The sequence below is a fragment of the Paenarthrobacter sp. NPDC018779 genome (genome assembly GCF_044391085.1).
Lineage (GTDB): Bacteria > Actinomycetota > Actinomycetes > Actinomycetales > Micrococcaceae > Arthrobacter.
Genome location: NZ_JBIRZS010000003.1, coordinates 123,216 through 137,254, shown reverse-complemented (window position 1 = coordinate 137,254; position 14,039 = coordinate 123,216). Strand labels below are relative to the sequence as shown.

Sequence of the window (14,039 nt, the reverse complement as noted above, 5' to 3'; positions counted from 1 at the left end):
GATGCGGGCCTACTCCTTGGTGGTTTCAGCGGTAATCAGAGTGCGTTCACGAGGATCCTGGACCACACCGGAGACTTTGGTCGAGGTACCCAGAATCACCCGTTCATGCAGCAACGGGAGGGCAGCGTCCTTCTTCAGGATTATTGCCTCTGCCGCCATGACTGCCTCGCGCCGCTTGTCGCCAAGTTCGGTTGTTGCGGCCTCGCGGATTGCTTCCTCAATCTCCGGGTCACAGACCTGGCCGATGTTGTAGGCCCCCTTGCAGGAGAAGTCGCTGGTGAAGTAGCTCACCGGATCTGCGGTTTCCTGGACGGTCGACCTGGAGACGAGGACCATGTCGAAGGCTCCGGCAAGCATGTCTTTTTCAATGTTTGCGTATTCGCGCACGTCCTGCTCCACGACGAACCCGGCGGCCTCCAGCTGCTGCTCCAAAAGAACCACAGCCTCGGGAAGTTCGGGCCGTGCCGTGTAGGTGGCTAATGTAATCTTCTGCCCGGCCGGGTTGGCGGGCCGTGCAGCGGAGCCCACATCCTTACGGAGGTCCGCAGTCCACTTCAGCGCTGGCCCCAGCAGGCCCTTGGCCTCGTCGGCCCGGCTCTCGTAAACATTCTGGACGATGTCCGCCTTCTTGAGGGCGGCGCGGGCTGCAGACCGGAGGGCCGGGTCGGCGAAGGCGCCCTTCTTGTTGTTCAGGTACAGCGTGCTGGTCCGAGGCATCGGCACCTCGTTCACTACTTCCTGGGGAAGCAGGCTTACCTGCGAGACCGGGACGGCTTCCACGACGTCGGTTGTCCCGGTCCGCACTGCTGCCGCGCGGGCCGCGCCGTCCGGAACGTAGGAGACGTCAATGCCTGCCAATTTGGCCTTTTCGCCCCAGTAGTCCTCGAATCGGTCCAGGGTTGCCGATGATGAGCCGTTGGTGCTGACGATCTTGAACGGGCCGGTGCCCATCCCGACCGATGTCACCGAACCATCGGCCCCGTACGCCGCCGGGGCGAGGATGGCCAACTGCGGAGCGGTGAGCCTTTGAAGCAAGAGCGGGTCCGGCGCCGCGCTGGTGATGGTCACTTCCAGAGCGCCCGTTGCCTCGAATTGCACGTCGACCCCGGAAAGGACACGCAACTTGGGGGACGCATTCTGCGCACGCTTGAGCGAGTTGACTACGGTCTCTGCGGTGAGCGCCGTGCCGTCGTGGAACTTGACCCCTTCGCGGAGGGTCAGGATCCATTTGAGATCCCCGTCCTTCTTCCATTCCGTGGCAAGCTTTGGCTCAGGGTCGCCGTTGGCATTGAGTACGATCAGTGTTTCTGCTGCGCTCCAGCGCGAGAGTTTGAAGGCGTCTTCGGAGTAGGGGCTCAGGTTGGCCATCGGAGCTGCGAGCATGGCCAGGCTGATCCGGTTGCTGGAGGCCTGGGCCGACGGCGCTTCCCCGGCGAAGCATCCGGTCAGGGTCAGGGCTGCACCCATTGTCAGGGCGCCGGCAGCAAGGAGGTGGCGGGTGCGGGGCATAAGTGAACGCATTTTTCTGGGGATACCTTTCAATTGGCGAGCGTTGCGAGTGTGGGGTCGTCCGACGCCCCGGGGGTATCCGGGACGGGCAGGACGGGGATGGCACCGACAAGTTCCTGGGTTCGGGGGTGCTCCGGGTCGGCAAGCAGCACCAGCGTGGCGCGGTCTTCAATGACCGCGCCGTCGTGCATGACGACCGTGCGGTCGCACAGGCTGGCGACCATGGACAGGTCGTGGGAAACGATGAGGAGCCCGGTGCCGCGTTCGTCGGCAATGGAGCGGAGCAGCTCGATGATCTGTTCGCGCATGGGAAGGTCAAGGCCGGACACAGGCTCATCGGCGAGTAGGAAATCGGGGCGGGTGGCAATGGCACGGGCCAAAGCAACGCGCTGGGCCTGGCCGCCGGATAACTCGCTGGCGCGCCGATCCAGGTATTCCGGTCCCAGGCCGACAGACTCCAAGGCCTCACGGACGGCCTGTTTGTGATCGACCTGGACGTTCAACCGTAGCAGCGGCTCTGCGATCAGATCCCTGACAACCATCCGGGGGTCCAGCGACCCGGCCGGGTCCTGCGGCACGTACTGCACCCTGCGCCGGTACCACCGCAGCTCCTTCAAGGAACCGGGCCGTACGTCCTTGCCGGCGCAGCTGATGGCTCCGGTGTCGCTGCTTTCCAACGCCAGGATCAGGCGAAGCAGAGTTGTCTTTCCTGAACCTGACACACCGACAATGCCTACCCGCTCGCCCGAGCCGATCTTGAGAGTCGTCTGCCCGAGGGCCGTGCGCACAGGTCTGGCAGCGAAACGCGAGGGCCGCGGCATTTGGAAAGACCGGCTGACCCGGTCGATTTCGAAGAACGGCGGCACCGCGGCTTGGGAGGCCTCCTCAACCGCGCTCGTCGCCACACCTTCCGGGGTTGGGGCGGCCTGCAGGTAGGGTTCGATGGTGGCGGCCCGGGCGGCCCGGATGAGATTCCTGGAGTAGGGATCGCGAGGATTTGCCAGGACATCGTGGAGCGGTCCGTCTTCGACGATATGCCCGTCGCGGAGGACGACCGCATCGGTGCAAAGCTCAGATGCGACCGCGAAATCGTGGGTGATGAACAGCAGTGCGGGCGAATTTTCGCCGGCGGTAAATTTGTTCAATACCTTTAGGACCTTGGCCTGTGTTACGACATCGAGGGCTGTGGTGGGTTCATCGGCCACCATCAACCGGGTGTTGCACGCCAATGCCAAGGCAATACAAACTCGCTGACGCTGACCTCCGGACAGTTCGGAAGGGTAGGCGTCAATGAGCATGGACGGGTTCGGCAAGCCGACAGCTTCCGCGAGCTCTACCGCAGCTGAGGTTGCTTCCGCCGCCCGCAGCCCGCGGTGCCTGCGAAGGGGCACCGTCAACTGGTCGCGCAGCTTCACAAGGGGATTGAGCGCTACGGCTGAATCCTGGAAGACCATCGCCACACGCGCATTCTCGGGACGCTTCGGGGCCGGCACGCCAAGAACCTCGTGACCGTTGATCCGGATGCTTCCGCTGGCAACAGCGTTGGAGGGCAGCCGCCCAAGAACTGCACTGGCGGTCATGGATTTCCCCGACCCGGAGGCGCCAAGCAGGCAAAGACGCTGGCCGGCCTCGACATTGAAGCTGAGCCCGTCGACGATGGTTCTTCCGCGGATGCTGATCCGCAGGTTGTTGATTTCTAGACTTGCCACGTTAAATCCTTCACTGGGATTTCGTAGTGACGCGCGTCACGCGCGTTCGTTTGAAGCGAGCATATGGCGCGTATGTAGGATTGTCAACAATCTGACGATTACGGCTTTTGTTTTACTTTCAGAGCGGCACGCTGGATGAACATGGTTCGTGAACAATCAAGGCGCGAAGGGCTCGGAGCCTCACGCCCGGAAGGGTTTGGCTGGGCCCCGGCCGTTCGGCTAAGAAGTTCTGTGGCGGAGACCCGCTGATTGTTCATTAGTTGCATAGTTATGCAACTAATGAGACTCTGGTGGCATGTTCATAATCCTGCGACACCCGATCTTCCGGCGCCTGCTCCTTTCCCACATCCTTGCCCTCCTGGGCACGGGGCTGGCTACCATCGCGCTTGGTTTTGTGGCGTTCGATCTGGCCGGTGATCGGTCCGGTTCGGTGCTCGGCACCGTCCTCGCCATCAAAATGCTCTGCTTCATGGTTGTTGCGCCTGTGGCCGCCGCGGTTTTGGTCCGCGTCTCGCCCCGGGCTGTGCTGGTGGGATCCGATGTGCTGCGGGCCGGGGTCGCCGTCGTGCTTCCTTTCGTCTCGGATGTGTGGCACGTCTACGCTCTTATCGTGGTGCTGCACGTCGCATCAGCTGTCTTCACACCGACCTTTCAAGCCGCCGTCCCGCGGGTCCTCCCGGATGACCGGGACTACGGAAACGCCCTAGCATTGTCCCGGCTGGCATATGATGTCGAGGCACTTGTTTCCCCCATGTTGACCGGAATTCTGCTCTTACTCGTTCCGGCCCAACACTTGTTCTTCGGCACCGCACTGGGTTTCGCCGCATCCGCCGCGCTCCTCGCCTCTCTGGCCCTGCCCAAAGCCCTGCCTTCGGACAGCCATAACGAACCGTTCATGAAGCGCCTGACGTTGGGCAGCAGGCTCTTGTTCACCACACCGGCCCTGCGGGGCATCTTCGCCCTGCAACTGGCCGTGGCCGGCAGCGGCAGCTTTGCGATGGTTCAAACTGTTGCCATGGTCCGGGGCCCTCTGGGCGCGGATGAAGCCGCCGTCGCATTCGCCCTTGGCGCCATGGGCGCGGGCTCCATCTGCGGCGCACTCAGCGCACCGCGCCTGGTGACACGCCTGGGAACACGCCGCGTACTGCTCTTCGGTGGAGTCCTTGTGAGCCTCCCGCCGTTCGGCATACCTCTGGCACTGTCACATAGCGGCACGCCCGGCCTTGCCCTGCTGGCGGCCCTGTGGTTTGCCCTGGGCATCGGATACTCAGGGGTCTTGACGCCGATCGGCCAGGTGATCAGGGCTACCGTACCCGAACCCGAACTCCCGGCAGTCTTCGCTGCGCAATTTTCCCTTGCCCATGGATGGTGGCTTGTCTGCTACCCCTTGGCCGGATGGCTCGGTGCACTGACCTCCCTAGGGGTTGCTGCTGTCGCCTTGGCCGGCCTTTCCCTGGCGGCCACTGTTGCCGCGTCATTCATCTGGCCACATGTGACTGCGACGGACCCTGTGCGCAATGATGGCAGGATGACAGAGGACGCCCACCTGTGAGCCACACGAAGAATCCGGCCGTCAACGCAAACGGAACCACCGCCGGGGCCAGGCCCTTGGCGGAGGTTTCTCTGCCCTCGGACGCCGACCTCGATGGGGCTGCCGAGCTGGCCCGGCTCGTCGCCGACCGGACACGCCTGGCGATTCTGGCGCTGCTGGCGCAACGCGAACTCTCAGTGGGGGAGATCGCCCAAAAGCTGCACCGCCCCGTGGCCGCCGTTTCACAGCACCTGGCCAAGCTACGCATCGGACGCCTCGTGAGCTCACGGCGGGCCGGCACCACCATTTACTGCGCGCTGGCCAATGAACATGTCGGAGCCCTTGTCACAAATATTCTGGAACAGAGCGAGCACACACTCTATGACCGCCCACCCCATCACGAAAGGGCTCCTGAGACCAAAGGCTGAAAACTCGCCGCGCTTTAGGGATTGCCCTGCCGCCGGAATTAGGCGGTAGTAGCGACCGGCCCGTGGTGGTCCCTGTGCCGTGCTTCGAGAGTTGCCGCCATGTGGTCTTCAGAGCCCGAGAGGTGCCGGTGGAAGGCGGAGTGGATCTCGCTCATGGAGCCCTTTGCGATCAGTTCCGCCATTGCCATGTGGTCGTGGCTCAGTGTGCTTGGTGTGGGGTAGGCCTGTTCGAGATTGACCATGCTGATCAGCGATTCGGTTGCCAGGGTGGTATAGGCCCGAAGCAGCCTCGAATTGCCGGCGCTGGCGATGAGGGTGGTGTGGAATTCAAGGTCCAGCCGGGACACCCGCGACCAGTCCCCGGCAGCAATGGCTGCCGGGAGCTGCGAGGCGATCCTGACGAGCGCATCGGAGACTTCCTGGCGCCGTTGCGTCGTCTGGGCAGTGATGATCTCGGCAGCGCCGAGTTCCAGGATCTCACGGACGCCGTATATTTCATCGACGTCCTCGTTCGTCATTTCGATCACGAAGACTCCGCGGTTGAGCCTGCTGACGAGCAGTCCCTCCTGGCACAAACGCTGCAGCGCTTCACGCACCGGGCCGCGGGATACGCTGAGCTGTTTCGCCAGCAGGCCCTCATTGATCTGTTCTCCCGGGGCGAAAGCCCCATCGACGATCAGATCCCGAAGCTGATCCGCAATCCTCACCGCGGTCGTTGTGGGCGGGATGGGGGACAGGTCGGATACTTTCATCATCTCTACTTACCCCTACGCGTTGATAGCCGAGAATCCGCCAGGACTCGTGGTGGGCTGTCTAAACAATCCCATACCCGCCAAGTCCAGTTGCGGACCCTTTCCATCGAGTCTAAATGCCAGGCGCCCGTCAGTGATGCTCGACCGCGAGAACTCCCATGTCCAAGCCAGGCCGGAGGGCGGGCGTCAACTGCCCGCCGCACCCCCCGCTCGATGGTCCGGGGACCGGGCTTCGAAGCCGGCAACCAACTCGTCGCCGGAAGCTGTGAGGTGCTGGTCGAAAGCTGAACGGATCTCGGCCAAGGAACCCTTCGCGATCAGCTCGGCCATTGCCAGATGGTCATGCCTGGGAGTTCTTGGGGATGCAGAGGTTTGCTCGATGTTTGCCATGCATATGAGCGTTTCAGCGGCCAAGGTGCTGTAGGCGCGAAGGAGCCTGGAGTTGCCGGCGGCCGCAACAAGGGCTGTATGGAATTGAAGATCCAAACGGGAAGCGCTTATCCAACCGTCGGGCATCAGGCTGCTATCGGGCAGGTGCAACGCGATATCGACCAGACGGTCGCGCACTTCCTCCCGGCGCCCGGCTCGCTGCGAGATGATGGCCTCCACCGCGGTGAGTTCCAGCGTCTTGCGGATGCCGTAGATCTCGTTGACATCAGCCTTCGTCAGCTCGACCATGAACATGCCGTGGTTGCGTTTGGCTGTGAGCAGCCCCTCCTGGGCCAGGCGCTGCAGTGCTTCCCGCAGCGGTGTCCGGGAAACCCCTAACTGCTTCACCAGAAGGGACTCGTTGATCTGTTCCCCGGGCGGGAAGCAACCCCTGAGGATATGTTCTCGCAAGTGCTCGGCGAGCCCGACGGAGCTTGTTAGTGGTTCGATCGAGGACAGCAATTTGCCTTTCGTCATCTCACTCCTTTGTCTCTGCACCCCGGTAGAGGCATCCTCATCGCCAGTTCCCTTGTTCGAACCAGTTAACGCCATCGGTGGCATCGGCCATTGATCCGGAGCCCGGCCACGGAAGGGGCCTAGATCTATCGGCTGGAGCGCTTTTGGATCCTCTCGGACCGGCTGAGAATGACAGTCATCAGGCGTGCACTTCCTGCTCGTGGGCCTGGTGGTCCCGGGATTCGATCTGCAGTGTGCTGTGGGCCGTGTCGAAGTGCTCTCCGAGGCATGCGAGGAGCTCGTCCAGTATCGGTTCGGATCCCTTCGAACTAATCGTTTCGTCATCGACGACGACGTGGGCGGAGAAGACGGGAACGCCTGAGGTGATAGTCCAAGCGTGCATGTCGTGGACATTCAACACACCGGGGACACTGAGCAGGTGGGCGCGCGTCTCTTCGAGGTCCATATCCTTGGGTGTTGCTTCCATCAGCACATTCAGAACGTCCTTAAGCAGACTCCACGCCCTGGGCAGGATCAGCAGCGCAATGGCAATGGAGGCGATCTGGTCAGCTAGCATCCAGCCGGTCAGCCAGATGATAATGCCGGCGATGATGACCGCGACAGAACCCAGCAGGTCGCCCAGTACCTCAAGGTAGGCGCCCCGTACATTCAGACTTTCCTTCTGGCCCGACTGGAGAATCAGCAGCGAGATAAGGTTCGCAACGGCACCGATGATCGCCGCGAACAACATCGGACCTGATTCCACCTCAACTTCCGTCCCGATGCGCTTAATCGCCTCGACGAAGATCAGGACGGCGATCGCCGCAATCGCGACTCCGTTCAGCAGAGCTGCAAGCACCTCAATGCGCTGATAGCCGAAGGTCCGCTTCGCCGAGGCGGGCCGTGTCGCGATGACGCTGGCGATCAGGGCAATGAACACTCCCGTAGCATCCGTGAGCATGTGTCCTGCGTCCGCCAGCAGCGCCAGAGAGTTGGAAATCATTGCCCCGACAACCTGGACCAGGAAGATCGAAGCGGTGATGCACAGGACGATGATCAGCTTCTTGCGGTGTTTTCCAGTGGCCGTTGTGTGATCGCCCAAGCCATGGCTGTGCCCGTGATGGCCATGCTCATCCTCTTTGACACGAGGTGCGCGGTGGCCAACACTAAACGCCCAACGACGATGGTCATGGTCATGGTCATGGTCATGGTGCTCTCCATGGTCGGAAGGCGCCGGACGGGCACCAGCCTCTGGCAGCGGGTTATTTCGAGAAGAAGTAGTCATACGGAAAAAGATAGCAGCATCGTCGGATTGTTGACAATCCTTATATTTGCTGCGCCTCCGCGTTCGTGGCTCGGTCCGCATGCGGCGGGCAGGTGAAATGCGGTGAGGTCCAAGGAGTACTCCCAAGGTCGGCTCTGAGTTCCACGCCGTGCTGACCGCCGAGTAGGCCCAGGCCTAACAAGCCCTCGCTACCAGGCCTTCGAGTACATGCTGGACACCTTGAACGACAGGGCGGACGACGTCCGGCACATCGACTCGCACGCCCGGTATGACGTAACCTCTGGGCGCTGGCCCACGGCGACCACATCTCCGAGGGCTATGATTACAACACCGTGAAGTCCTAGGACGAGGTCAACAGGCACCTTGGTGTAAACGCGGTTGCTAAAAGCAATGCGTCTGGGAAGACGAAAAGTGGTCTGAATGACCGATGACGGACACATCGGCCTTGGACAGGCCTACGAGCTTGTGCCCATAAGATTCCGCGGAGCCGGAACGCCGTCGTGGGCGCACCGTCAACGCGCCAAGGACCAGGACTTCCAGCACGAGTGCCGCACCCACCGGCCATGGTCGAACGGTCCATCGCTTGGCTGACCCGCGGCAACCGCCGTGTCAGGCACCGCGGCATCAGCCGGAACAACGTCTGGCTCCAACTACGGATCGCCGGGCTGAACCTGGGGCGCCTACTTAACCTCGGACTGACGGAAGCGGAGCGGTATCCGACGATTCGTTCGACCTGCGCCGGTCAAGCGACGACGCCGATCGTCGCCGCGATCTCGTCGATAGTCCCAGTGGATTATGCGGAAATTGTGGCATCCATAGCGTCGAAGTCTGCCGGCCCCGGCACACGGGCCAACGTCGATGAGTTCACGGAAACTACCGCGGAGGCGCTCCAGGTCGTCGGTGGTGCCAAGCAAGGCAAGGCAATCATCATCATCAACCCGGTTGAACCGCCCATGATCATGAGGAACACCATCTACTGCGCCATACCGGCAGAAGCGGCCGAACCGGGTCCAACCCGGGAGCGGATCCGGGCTGCGATCGCCGAGGCTGTCGAAAGAACACGCGAATACGTTCCTGGTTACGAACTGCGTGTCGAACCACAGTTCGATAGCTCCCGCGACGATTGGAATGGTGCCGGAAGAGTGGGCGTGTGGGTCCAGGTCAAAGGTGCCGCGGACTACCTTCCCGAATATGCCGGCAACCTGGACATTATCACCGCGGCAGCAACACGCACTGCAGACCTGCTTGCCGAGAAGATGGACGAGTCTGAGCTCGTCACAGCCTCCACCGAGAACACCGGGAGCCAGTCATGAGCCCTACCGAAAACAGCGGTTCCAGCATCCGTCTGACAGATACCACCCTGCGCGATGGTTCACACGCAATGAGTCACCGATTCACCGAAGCGCACGTACGAAGCGTGGTCCGGGCACTCGACGATGCCCATGTCGAAGTGATCGAGGTGACCCACGGAGACGGCCTGGGTGGCTCGTCCTTCAACTACGGGTTTTCCCTGACGCCGGAACTGCAGCTCATCAAGGCCGCCGTCGATGAAGCCGAACGCGCCAGGATCGCCGTGCTCATGCTTCCGGGCCTGGGCACCATTCACGACCTCAACCAGGCATACGACGTCGGCGCAACAGTTGCGCGGATCGCGACCCACTGCACCGAAGCAGACATCTGCACCCAGCACTTCTCCCACGCACGGGATTTAGGTATGGAAACCGTAGGGTTCCTCATGCTCTCCCATCGCGCCAGTCCTGAGGAGCTCGCCAAGTAGGCCCGCATCATGGCGGATTCCGGCTGCCAGTGTGTCTACGTCGTCGACTCAGCCGGTGCCCTAATTCTTGAAGATGTCGCGGATCGGGTCGCCGCCGTGGTGACCGAACTCGGAGGCGATGCGCAGGTAGGGTTCCATGGCCACCAAAACCTGAGCTTCGGCGTCGCCAATTCGGTCTTCGCTGTACGCGCCGGTGCGCGGCAGATCGACGGCACTCTTGTTGCCTTGGGGGCAGGGGCAGGCAATTCGCCCACGGAAGTACTTGCTGCAGCATTCGATCGGCTCAATATCTCGACGGGCGTAGACACCCAGGGTCTGATGGCCGCAGCGGAAGACATTGTGAAACCCATCATTACCCGCATGCCCGTCATGGATCGTGCTTCAATCATGCAAGGCTACGCCGGGGTCTATTTCTCATTCCTTATCCATGCAGAGCGGGCAGCAGAACGCTACGGGGTGCCGGCGTGGCAGATCCTCCAGGAAGTGGGCAAAGCCGGCTACGTAGGAGGACAGGAAGACATGATTGTCGATGTGGCGTTGAACCTACAGGCGGCCGGAACCAACTGAAACTCACACCAAGGACGCTATGCCACACGCAATCGTTGCCACCCGCGCCGGCGGGCCCGAAGTGTCGAACTATCTAACGGTTCCACGCCCTATCCCTCAGCGGGGGAGTTGCTGGTGCGGGTGGCCGCTGCTGGGATCGACTTCAGAGACACCTTTGAACGCATAGGCACGCGCCAGACCCCTTATCCCCACATACCCGGCACGGAAGCCTCAGGCACTGTTGTAGAAGCGGCGGAAGGGGCTAAGGAATTCAACGAAGGCGATCGCATTGCCACCGAAGAAAGCATCGGCTGCTACGCGGAGTACGTACTTGTCGACGTGGAAAGGGCTTTGCCAGTACTGGATGACGTCGACCATGTGACCGCGGCCGCATTAACTTTACAGGGGGCTGACTGCCCACTATTTGATCAATTCCTCGTTTGCTGTCGCTGGCCACCACACGGCGGTGGTCAACACAGACGGGGACGAATTGGGCTTGCTCCTTATTCAACTGTTCGTCGATCCCGGAACCGCACAACTACGCGAAGACCTCACGAGACCTCACCACCTACGGCAGCAGCGGCCCACTGCCCGTCCGTACCTGGATCTCCAACCTCCACCACTCCCTGAACCTCGGCGAGCCGGACGCGTCTACAGTGAACTGGCCGCATCATGGCTATGGGGCATCGCACTGCGTGGCCTGCTCTTCTGGATCGACACGGTCCGTAAGCAGCGCAAAAGATTCGCGGCCAAAGCTGACGCTACCAAAACGCCGCGGCGCACTTCACCACGCTCACGCACCGTTTGGCTGCACGGCACCACCGGTACCGTCATGTTCGTCGCCTTCATGTTCCTCTCCGTCGCCGCCCTGACCTGGCCAGCGAACGCCGGAGCCAACATCAACACCCTGCGCACCGCACTGGACTGGACCACTCCCACCCTGAAACAGCACTCACCGGGTCGGCTCCAGCAGCAGGCGGGACCAGGCCGGGCTGCGTCGCCGGGCCGGAGCCCGTTCCGGGCGAGGCTGCGGTATTCCATCCGCTGATGTTCGACACCGTCATCAAAACCGCACGGGCAGACATCGTCACCGCGCCGGTGATCGACATCAAACCCCGCCAGGGCAGGTACGGCATGGTCAGTGAGCGAAGTCGGAAGGGAATGGCCCGCCACATCCGACGCCGTGGCAGTCGACCCCACCAGCGGGAGCACCACCAGCGGTTTGGACGTCGACGACTTCAATCTCGCCGTCAAACTCACCAACTTGGGTATTGCGGCACATTTAGGATGCTGTTCGGCCTCGCAAACCAGCTGATCCTGCTCGCGGTCGCCTTGGCTCTGTCTTCATGGTGGTATTGGACTACAAATGTGGTGGCAGCGCCGCCCAACTCGCCGCAGCTCCTGGTCCCCGGGCGGCCGCCCCCGGTGGGGCGTTCCTGCGTGCACACTGGGCCTGGGTTCTGACGGCGATCACCGTGATGGTCGCAGTCGGGTTCTTCCTGCCACTGCTGGGATACAGCCTGCTCGCCTTCGTCATCCGAGACGCTATCGGTGGCGCGATCATGCACCACCGCCGGGTGGCCGTCGCGAAGCAACGGCGTCGGAACGCGGCGTTCATGCATCCCTGCGGTCGGCGCCGCGGGCTCCGGGTAGGTTACTTTAGCCGAGCGTTGGCTGCTTCCGCGTCTCGTCGTGGGGCAGAGCTAGAGTCGCTCGGCCCAACGAATTAGTCGGTCGCAGGGGGTGGCTTGGTTCGGCGCCTGGGAAAGAGGGCACTGACAAAGGACCCACACATGTGGATGGGTCCGTAGTCGCTTCGTGAACTGCGCAAGCCGTGCCGGCGCGCTGCTACGCGCGTCCTAGACAACATATTAGATGCCGTCTAGAATTGTAGACAATTGACAGTACTACAGAAGGAAGCTCATGCAACAGTATCTACACGTGCCCGCCGCCACCCTGCTCGGGGAATTGGAGCCTAATGGTCCTCGGCCGGGCTTCGATACGGGGAACCCTGAAACATCGATCCTCAAGTTCGACACTTCGATCAAGACCGGCATCTGGGAATGTGAACCTGGTGGTTGGGATGTGGCCCCGCGGGAGGACACTGAGGTGTGTTACATCCTTAGTGGCCAGGCGACGATTACTGACGCGTCCACGGGTAGGCGTTTCGAGATTTCTGGGGGCGACGTGATCGTGCAGCCTAAGGACTGGTCCGGCCGCTGGGAGGTCACGGAAACCATTCGAAAGTTCTACTGCCACGATTTCGACTGATCTTGATGGATTTTTGAGTCAGGTATGAGAGGCCAGCATCCCGTGGATGCTGGCCTTTCTCTCGAATCGGCGCAAGTCGTGGCCTGCCTATCCAGACATGCTTTCGTTGACTGCATAGGGTTCCGTGCCCGGCCACCCGGCCACTTGGCGAATTTGCTCTGGCCAGGGGAGTAGTAGACCCTATGTTGGCTGCCGGCGGTTACTGCATTCGAAGGGTCGTTTGCGGGTGCTGTAACTATTTGCATGTTCGAGGTCGGACTGTGGAGGTTGAAGGTCCCCGGTGAACGAACGGAGGCCAGATCCAAACAGATCTGGCCTCCATTGCTGTGCCCTAAGGGTTTAGTTGAGTTTCGCGTCGGTGATGGCTCCGGAGTCGAGACCCCACGTTTCGAGCGACTTTTTGTACTCGGGCGTTTCGAGGACTGACTGGATGGCCTTCTGCATGGCCGGGGTCAGTGGCGAGCCCTTCTTCATGCCGATGGCGGTCAGGTCGCTGGATCCAACGTTGACGCGGCCGAGCATGGTGAAGGAGTCAGGCTGCTGCTTGGCTGCCCAGCCGAGGGAGGTGGTGTCATAGAGGATGCCGTCGATCCGCTTGGAGTGGAGCTGGGTGAGGGCTTCCTGGATATTCGGGAGCGTCACGGCGTTGATCGCGGGCTGTCCCTTCGTCGTGCAGCTCTGTTCGTTCAGGGCAGGGAGGCGCTTGAGCTGTCCGGTGGAGCCCTGGGTGACGGCGATGTTCTTCCCGCACAGGGTCTCAACGGTGAGCTTCTGCGGGTTGCCCGCTGCAGCAACAACGGAAGAGCCGGCCTTGAAGTAGTCGATCATGTCCAGGACCTTGAGTCGTTCTTCGGTCTTGGACATTGTGGTGGCGGTGAAGTCGTAGCGTCCGCCGTCCAGGCCCGGGATGATGGTGTCGAACTTGGTGTCCACGAATTTCAGTTTGAGGTCCAGCTTCTTGGCGATGAGCCGGGCGACGTCGGGGTTCAGTCCGATTGGGGTGGTGTTGTCCTCGGCAAGAAAGGTGGTGGGCGGGTAGTGCAGGTCCATGGCCACCGTGAGTTCACCCTTGGCCTTGAAGGACTCCGGCAGCAACGCTACCGCGGCAGCATCAGGCTGCACACCCTCGGAGATATCGGTGGTGTTGTTGGTCTTTGACGCTTCCGTTGCCCCTGCTTGGCTGCCAGTGGCCGTACCGCCACAGGCGCTAAGGGCCAACAGAACGGCAAGCCCGGCGGCCGCGGTCTGGATTCTGCCGATGGTCTTCATGGTGCTTCCCTTCAAAGGGTTCGGCTAGGTGCTTTGCCGAACGGATGCGTTATGTGGAGAGTTCCGCGCCTAACCCG

14 protein-coding genes and 2 pseudogenes are annotated in these 14,039 nt (G+C 61.8%); 9 read left to right on the top strand and 7 right to left on the bottom strand.

Annotated features, from left to right (window positions below):
* Positions 1 to 9: 9 nt before the first annotated feature.
* Complete coding sequence (locus tag ACH488_RS05095) at positions 10 to 1,509, bottom strand: ABC transporter substrate-binding protein (protein ID WP_397322682.1); 1,500 nt, start codon at positions 1,507 to 1,509, stop codon at positions 10 to 12.
* Between the two features lie 29 nt (positions 1,510 to 1,538).
* A complete protein-coding gene (locus tag ACH488_RS05090; RefSeq protein ID WP_397322681.1) occupies positions 1,539 to 3,218 on the bottom strand; it encodes an ATP-binding cassette domain-containing protein in 1,680 nt (559 codons plus the stop codon).
* 295 nt (positions 3,219 to 3,513) lie between these two features.
* Here ACH488_RS05090 and ACH488_RS05085 point away from each other — a divergent pair, with 295 nt between their 5' ends.
* Positions 3,514 to 4,770, top strand: a complete 1,257-nt coding sequence (locus ACH488_RS05085; RefSeq protein ID WP_397322680.1) for an MFS transporter — start codon at positions 3,514 to 3,516, stop codon at positions 4,768 to 4,770.
* On the top strand, positions 4,767 to 5,177 hold the full coding sequence (locus ACH488_RS05080) for an ArsR/SmtB family transcription factor (RefSeq protein WP_397322679.1): 411 nt from the start codon (positions 4,767 to 4,769) through the stop codon (positions 5,175 to 5,177). The genes ACH488_RS05085 and ACH488_RS05080 overlap by 4 nt, the downstream gene beginning before the upstream one ends.
* A 38-nt stretch (positions 5,178 to 5,215) precedes the next feature.
* Here the strand turns inward: ACH488_RS05080 and ACH488_RS05075 are convergent, their stop codons facing one another.
* The 3 genes from ACH488_RS05075 to ACH488_RS05065 form a co-directional block, all read right to left on the bottom strand.
* The gene (locus ACH488_RS05075; protein WP_397322678.1) at positions 5,216 to 5,932 is read right to left on the bottom strand and encodes a GntR family transcriptional regulator; all 717 of its coding nucleotides are present in this window, start codon (positions 5,930 to 5,932) and stop codon (positions 5,216 to 5,218) included.
* A gap of 183 nt (positions 5,933 to 6,115) precedes the next feature.
* Positions 6,116 to 6,835 (bottom strand): GntR family transcriptional regulator, encoded by a 720-nt coding sequence (locus tag ACH488_RS05070; protein WP_397322676.1) that lies wholly within the window; start codon positions 6,833 to 6,835, stop codon positions 6,116 to 6,118.
* Positions 6,836 to 7,013: 178 nt separating this feature from the next.
* Positions 7,014 to 8,099, bottom strand: a complete 1,086-nt coding sequence (locus tag ACH488_RS05065; RefSeq protein ID WP_397322675.1) for a cation diffusion facilitator family transporter — start codon at positions 8,097 to 8,099, stop codon at positions 7,014 to 7,016.
* Positions 8,100 to 8,519: 420 nt separating this feature from the next.
* On the opposite strand from ACH488_RS05065, the gene ACH488_RS05060 reads away from it, so the two are divergent.
* The 4 genes and pseudogenes from ACH488_RS05060 to ACH488_RS05045 form a co-directional block, all read left to right on the top strand.
* The gene (locus tag ACH488_RS05060) at positions 8,520 to 8,690 is read left to right on the top strand and encodes a hypothetical protein (protein ID WP_397322673.1); all 171 of its coding nucleotides are present in this window, start codon (positions 8,520 to 8,522) and stop codon (positions 8,688 to 8,690) included.
* Positions 8,663 to 9,412: a hypothetical protein gene (locus ACH488_RS05055; protein ID WP_397322672.1), complete on the top strand. Its 750-nt coding sequence runs from the start codon at positions 8,663 to 8,665 to the stop codon at positions 9,410 to 9,412. Before ACH488_RS05060 ends, ACH488_RS05055 begins: the two co-directional genes overlap by 28 nt.
* A pseudogene (dmpG, locus tag ACH488_RS05050) lies at positions 9,409 to 10,443 on the top strand (4-hydroxy-2-oxovalerate aldolase). The gene ACH488_RS05055 and the pseudogene dmpG overlap by 4 nt, the downstream one beginning before the upstream one ends.
* A gap of 114 nt (positions 10,444 to 10,557) precedes the next feature.
* Positions 10,558 to 10,722 (top strand): annotated as a pseudogene (locus ACH488_RS05045) (alcohol dehydrogenase catalytic domain-containing protein); the annotation flags it as partial.
* On the opposite strand, the gene ACH488_RS05040 reads toward ACH488_RS05045, so the two are convergent.
* Positions 10,654 to 10,800, bottom strand: coding sequence for a hypothetical protein (locus tag ACH488_RS05040; RefSeq protein ID WP_397322970.1), 147 nt, complete (start codon positions 10,798 to 10,800; stop codon positions 10,654 to 10,656). The pseudogene ACH488_RS05045 and the gene ACH488_RS05040 sit on opposite strands and share 69 nt — an antisense overlap.
* A gap of 88 nt (positions 10,801 to 10,888) precedes the next feature.
* Here ACH488_RS05040 and ACH488_RS05035 point away from each other — a divergent pair, with 88 nt between their 5' ends.
* From ACH488_RS05035 to ACH488_RS05025, 3 genes are all read left to right on the top strand, one after another.
* Positions 10,889 to 11,470, top strand: coding sequence for a PepSY-associated TM helix domain-containing protein (locus ACH488_RS05035; RefSeq protein ID WP_397322670.1), 582 nt, complete (start codon positions 10,889 to 10,891; stop codon positions 11,468 to 11,470).
* Between the two features lie 93 nt (positions 11,471 to 11,563).
* Positions 11,564 to 11,737, top strand: coding sequence for a hypothetical protein (locus ACH488_RS05030; protein ID WP_397322668.1), 174 nt, complete (start codon positions 11,564 to 11,566; stop codon positions 11,735 to 11,737).
* A 626-nt stretch (positions 11,738 to 12,363) separates the two neighbouring features.
* A complete protein-coding gene (locus ACH488_RS05025) occupies positions 12,364 to 12,693 on the top strand; it encodes a cupin domain-containing protein (protein ID WP_397322667.1) in 330 nt (109 codons plus the stop codon).
* 339 nt (positions 12,694 to 13,032) lie between these two features.
* Here ACH488_RS05025 and ACH488_RS05020 read toward each other — a convergent pair whose 3' ends face one another.
* Positions 13,033 to 13,962 (bottom strand): ABC transporter substrate-binding protein, encoded by a 930-nt coding sequence (locus tag ACH488_RS05020; RefSeq protein ID WP_397322665.1) that lies wholly within the window; start codon positions 13,960 to 13,962, stop codon positions 13,033 to 13,035.
* Positions 13,963 to 14,039: the final 77 nt, after the last annotated feature.

Excerpts from the sequence above, each read along its gene's own strand:
- ACH488_RS05020 (WP_397322665.1), bottom strand. The coding sequence starts at position 13,962 with ATGAAGACCATCGGCAGAATCCAGACCGCGGCCGCCGGGCTTGCCGTT.
- ACH488_RS05060 (WP_397322673.1), top strand. The coding sequence starts at position 8,520 with ATGACCGATGACGGACACATCGGCCTTGGACAGGCCTACGAGCTTGTG.
- ACH488_RS05075 (WP_397322678.1), bottom strand. The coding sequence starts at position 5,932 with ATGATGAAAGTATCCGACCTGTCCCCCATCCCGCCCACAACGACCGCG.
- ACH488_RS05055 (WP_397322672.1), top strand. The coding sequence starts at position 8,663 with ATGGTCGAACGGTCCATCGCTTGGCTGACCCGCGGCAACCGCCGTGTC.
- ACH488_RS05085 (WP_397322680.1), top strand. The coding sequence starts at position 3,514 with ATGTTCATAATCCTGCGACACCCGATCTTCCGGCGCCTGCTCCTTTCC.
- ACH488_RS05070 (WP_397322676.1), bottom strand. The coding sequence starts at position 6,835 with ATGACGAAAGGCAAATTGCTGTCCTCGATCGAACCACTAACAAGCTCC.
- ACH488_RS05040 (WP_397322970.1), bottom strand. The coding sequence starts at position 10,800 with ATGGTCGACGTCATCCAGTACTGGCAAAGCCCTTTCCACGTCGACAAG.
- ACH488_RS05095 (WP_397322682.1), bottom strand. The coding sequence starts at position 1,509 with ATGCCCCGCACCCGCCACCTCCTTGCTGCCGGCGCCCTGACAATGGGT.
- ACH488_RS05065 (WP_397322675.1), bottom strand. The coding sequence starts at position 8,099 with ATGACTACTTCTTCTCGAAATAACCCGCTGCCAGAGGCTGGTGCCCGT.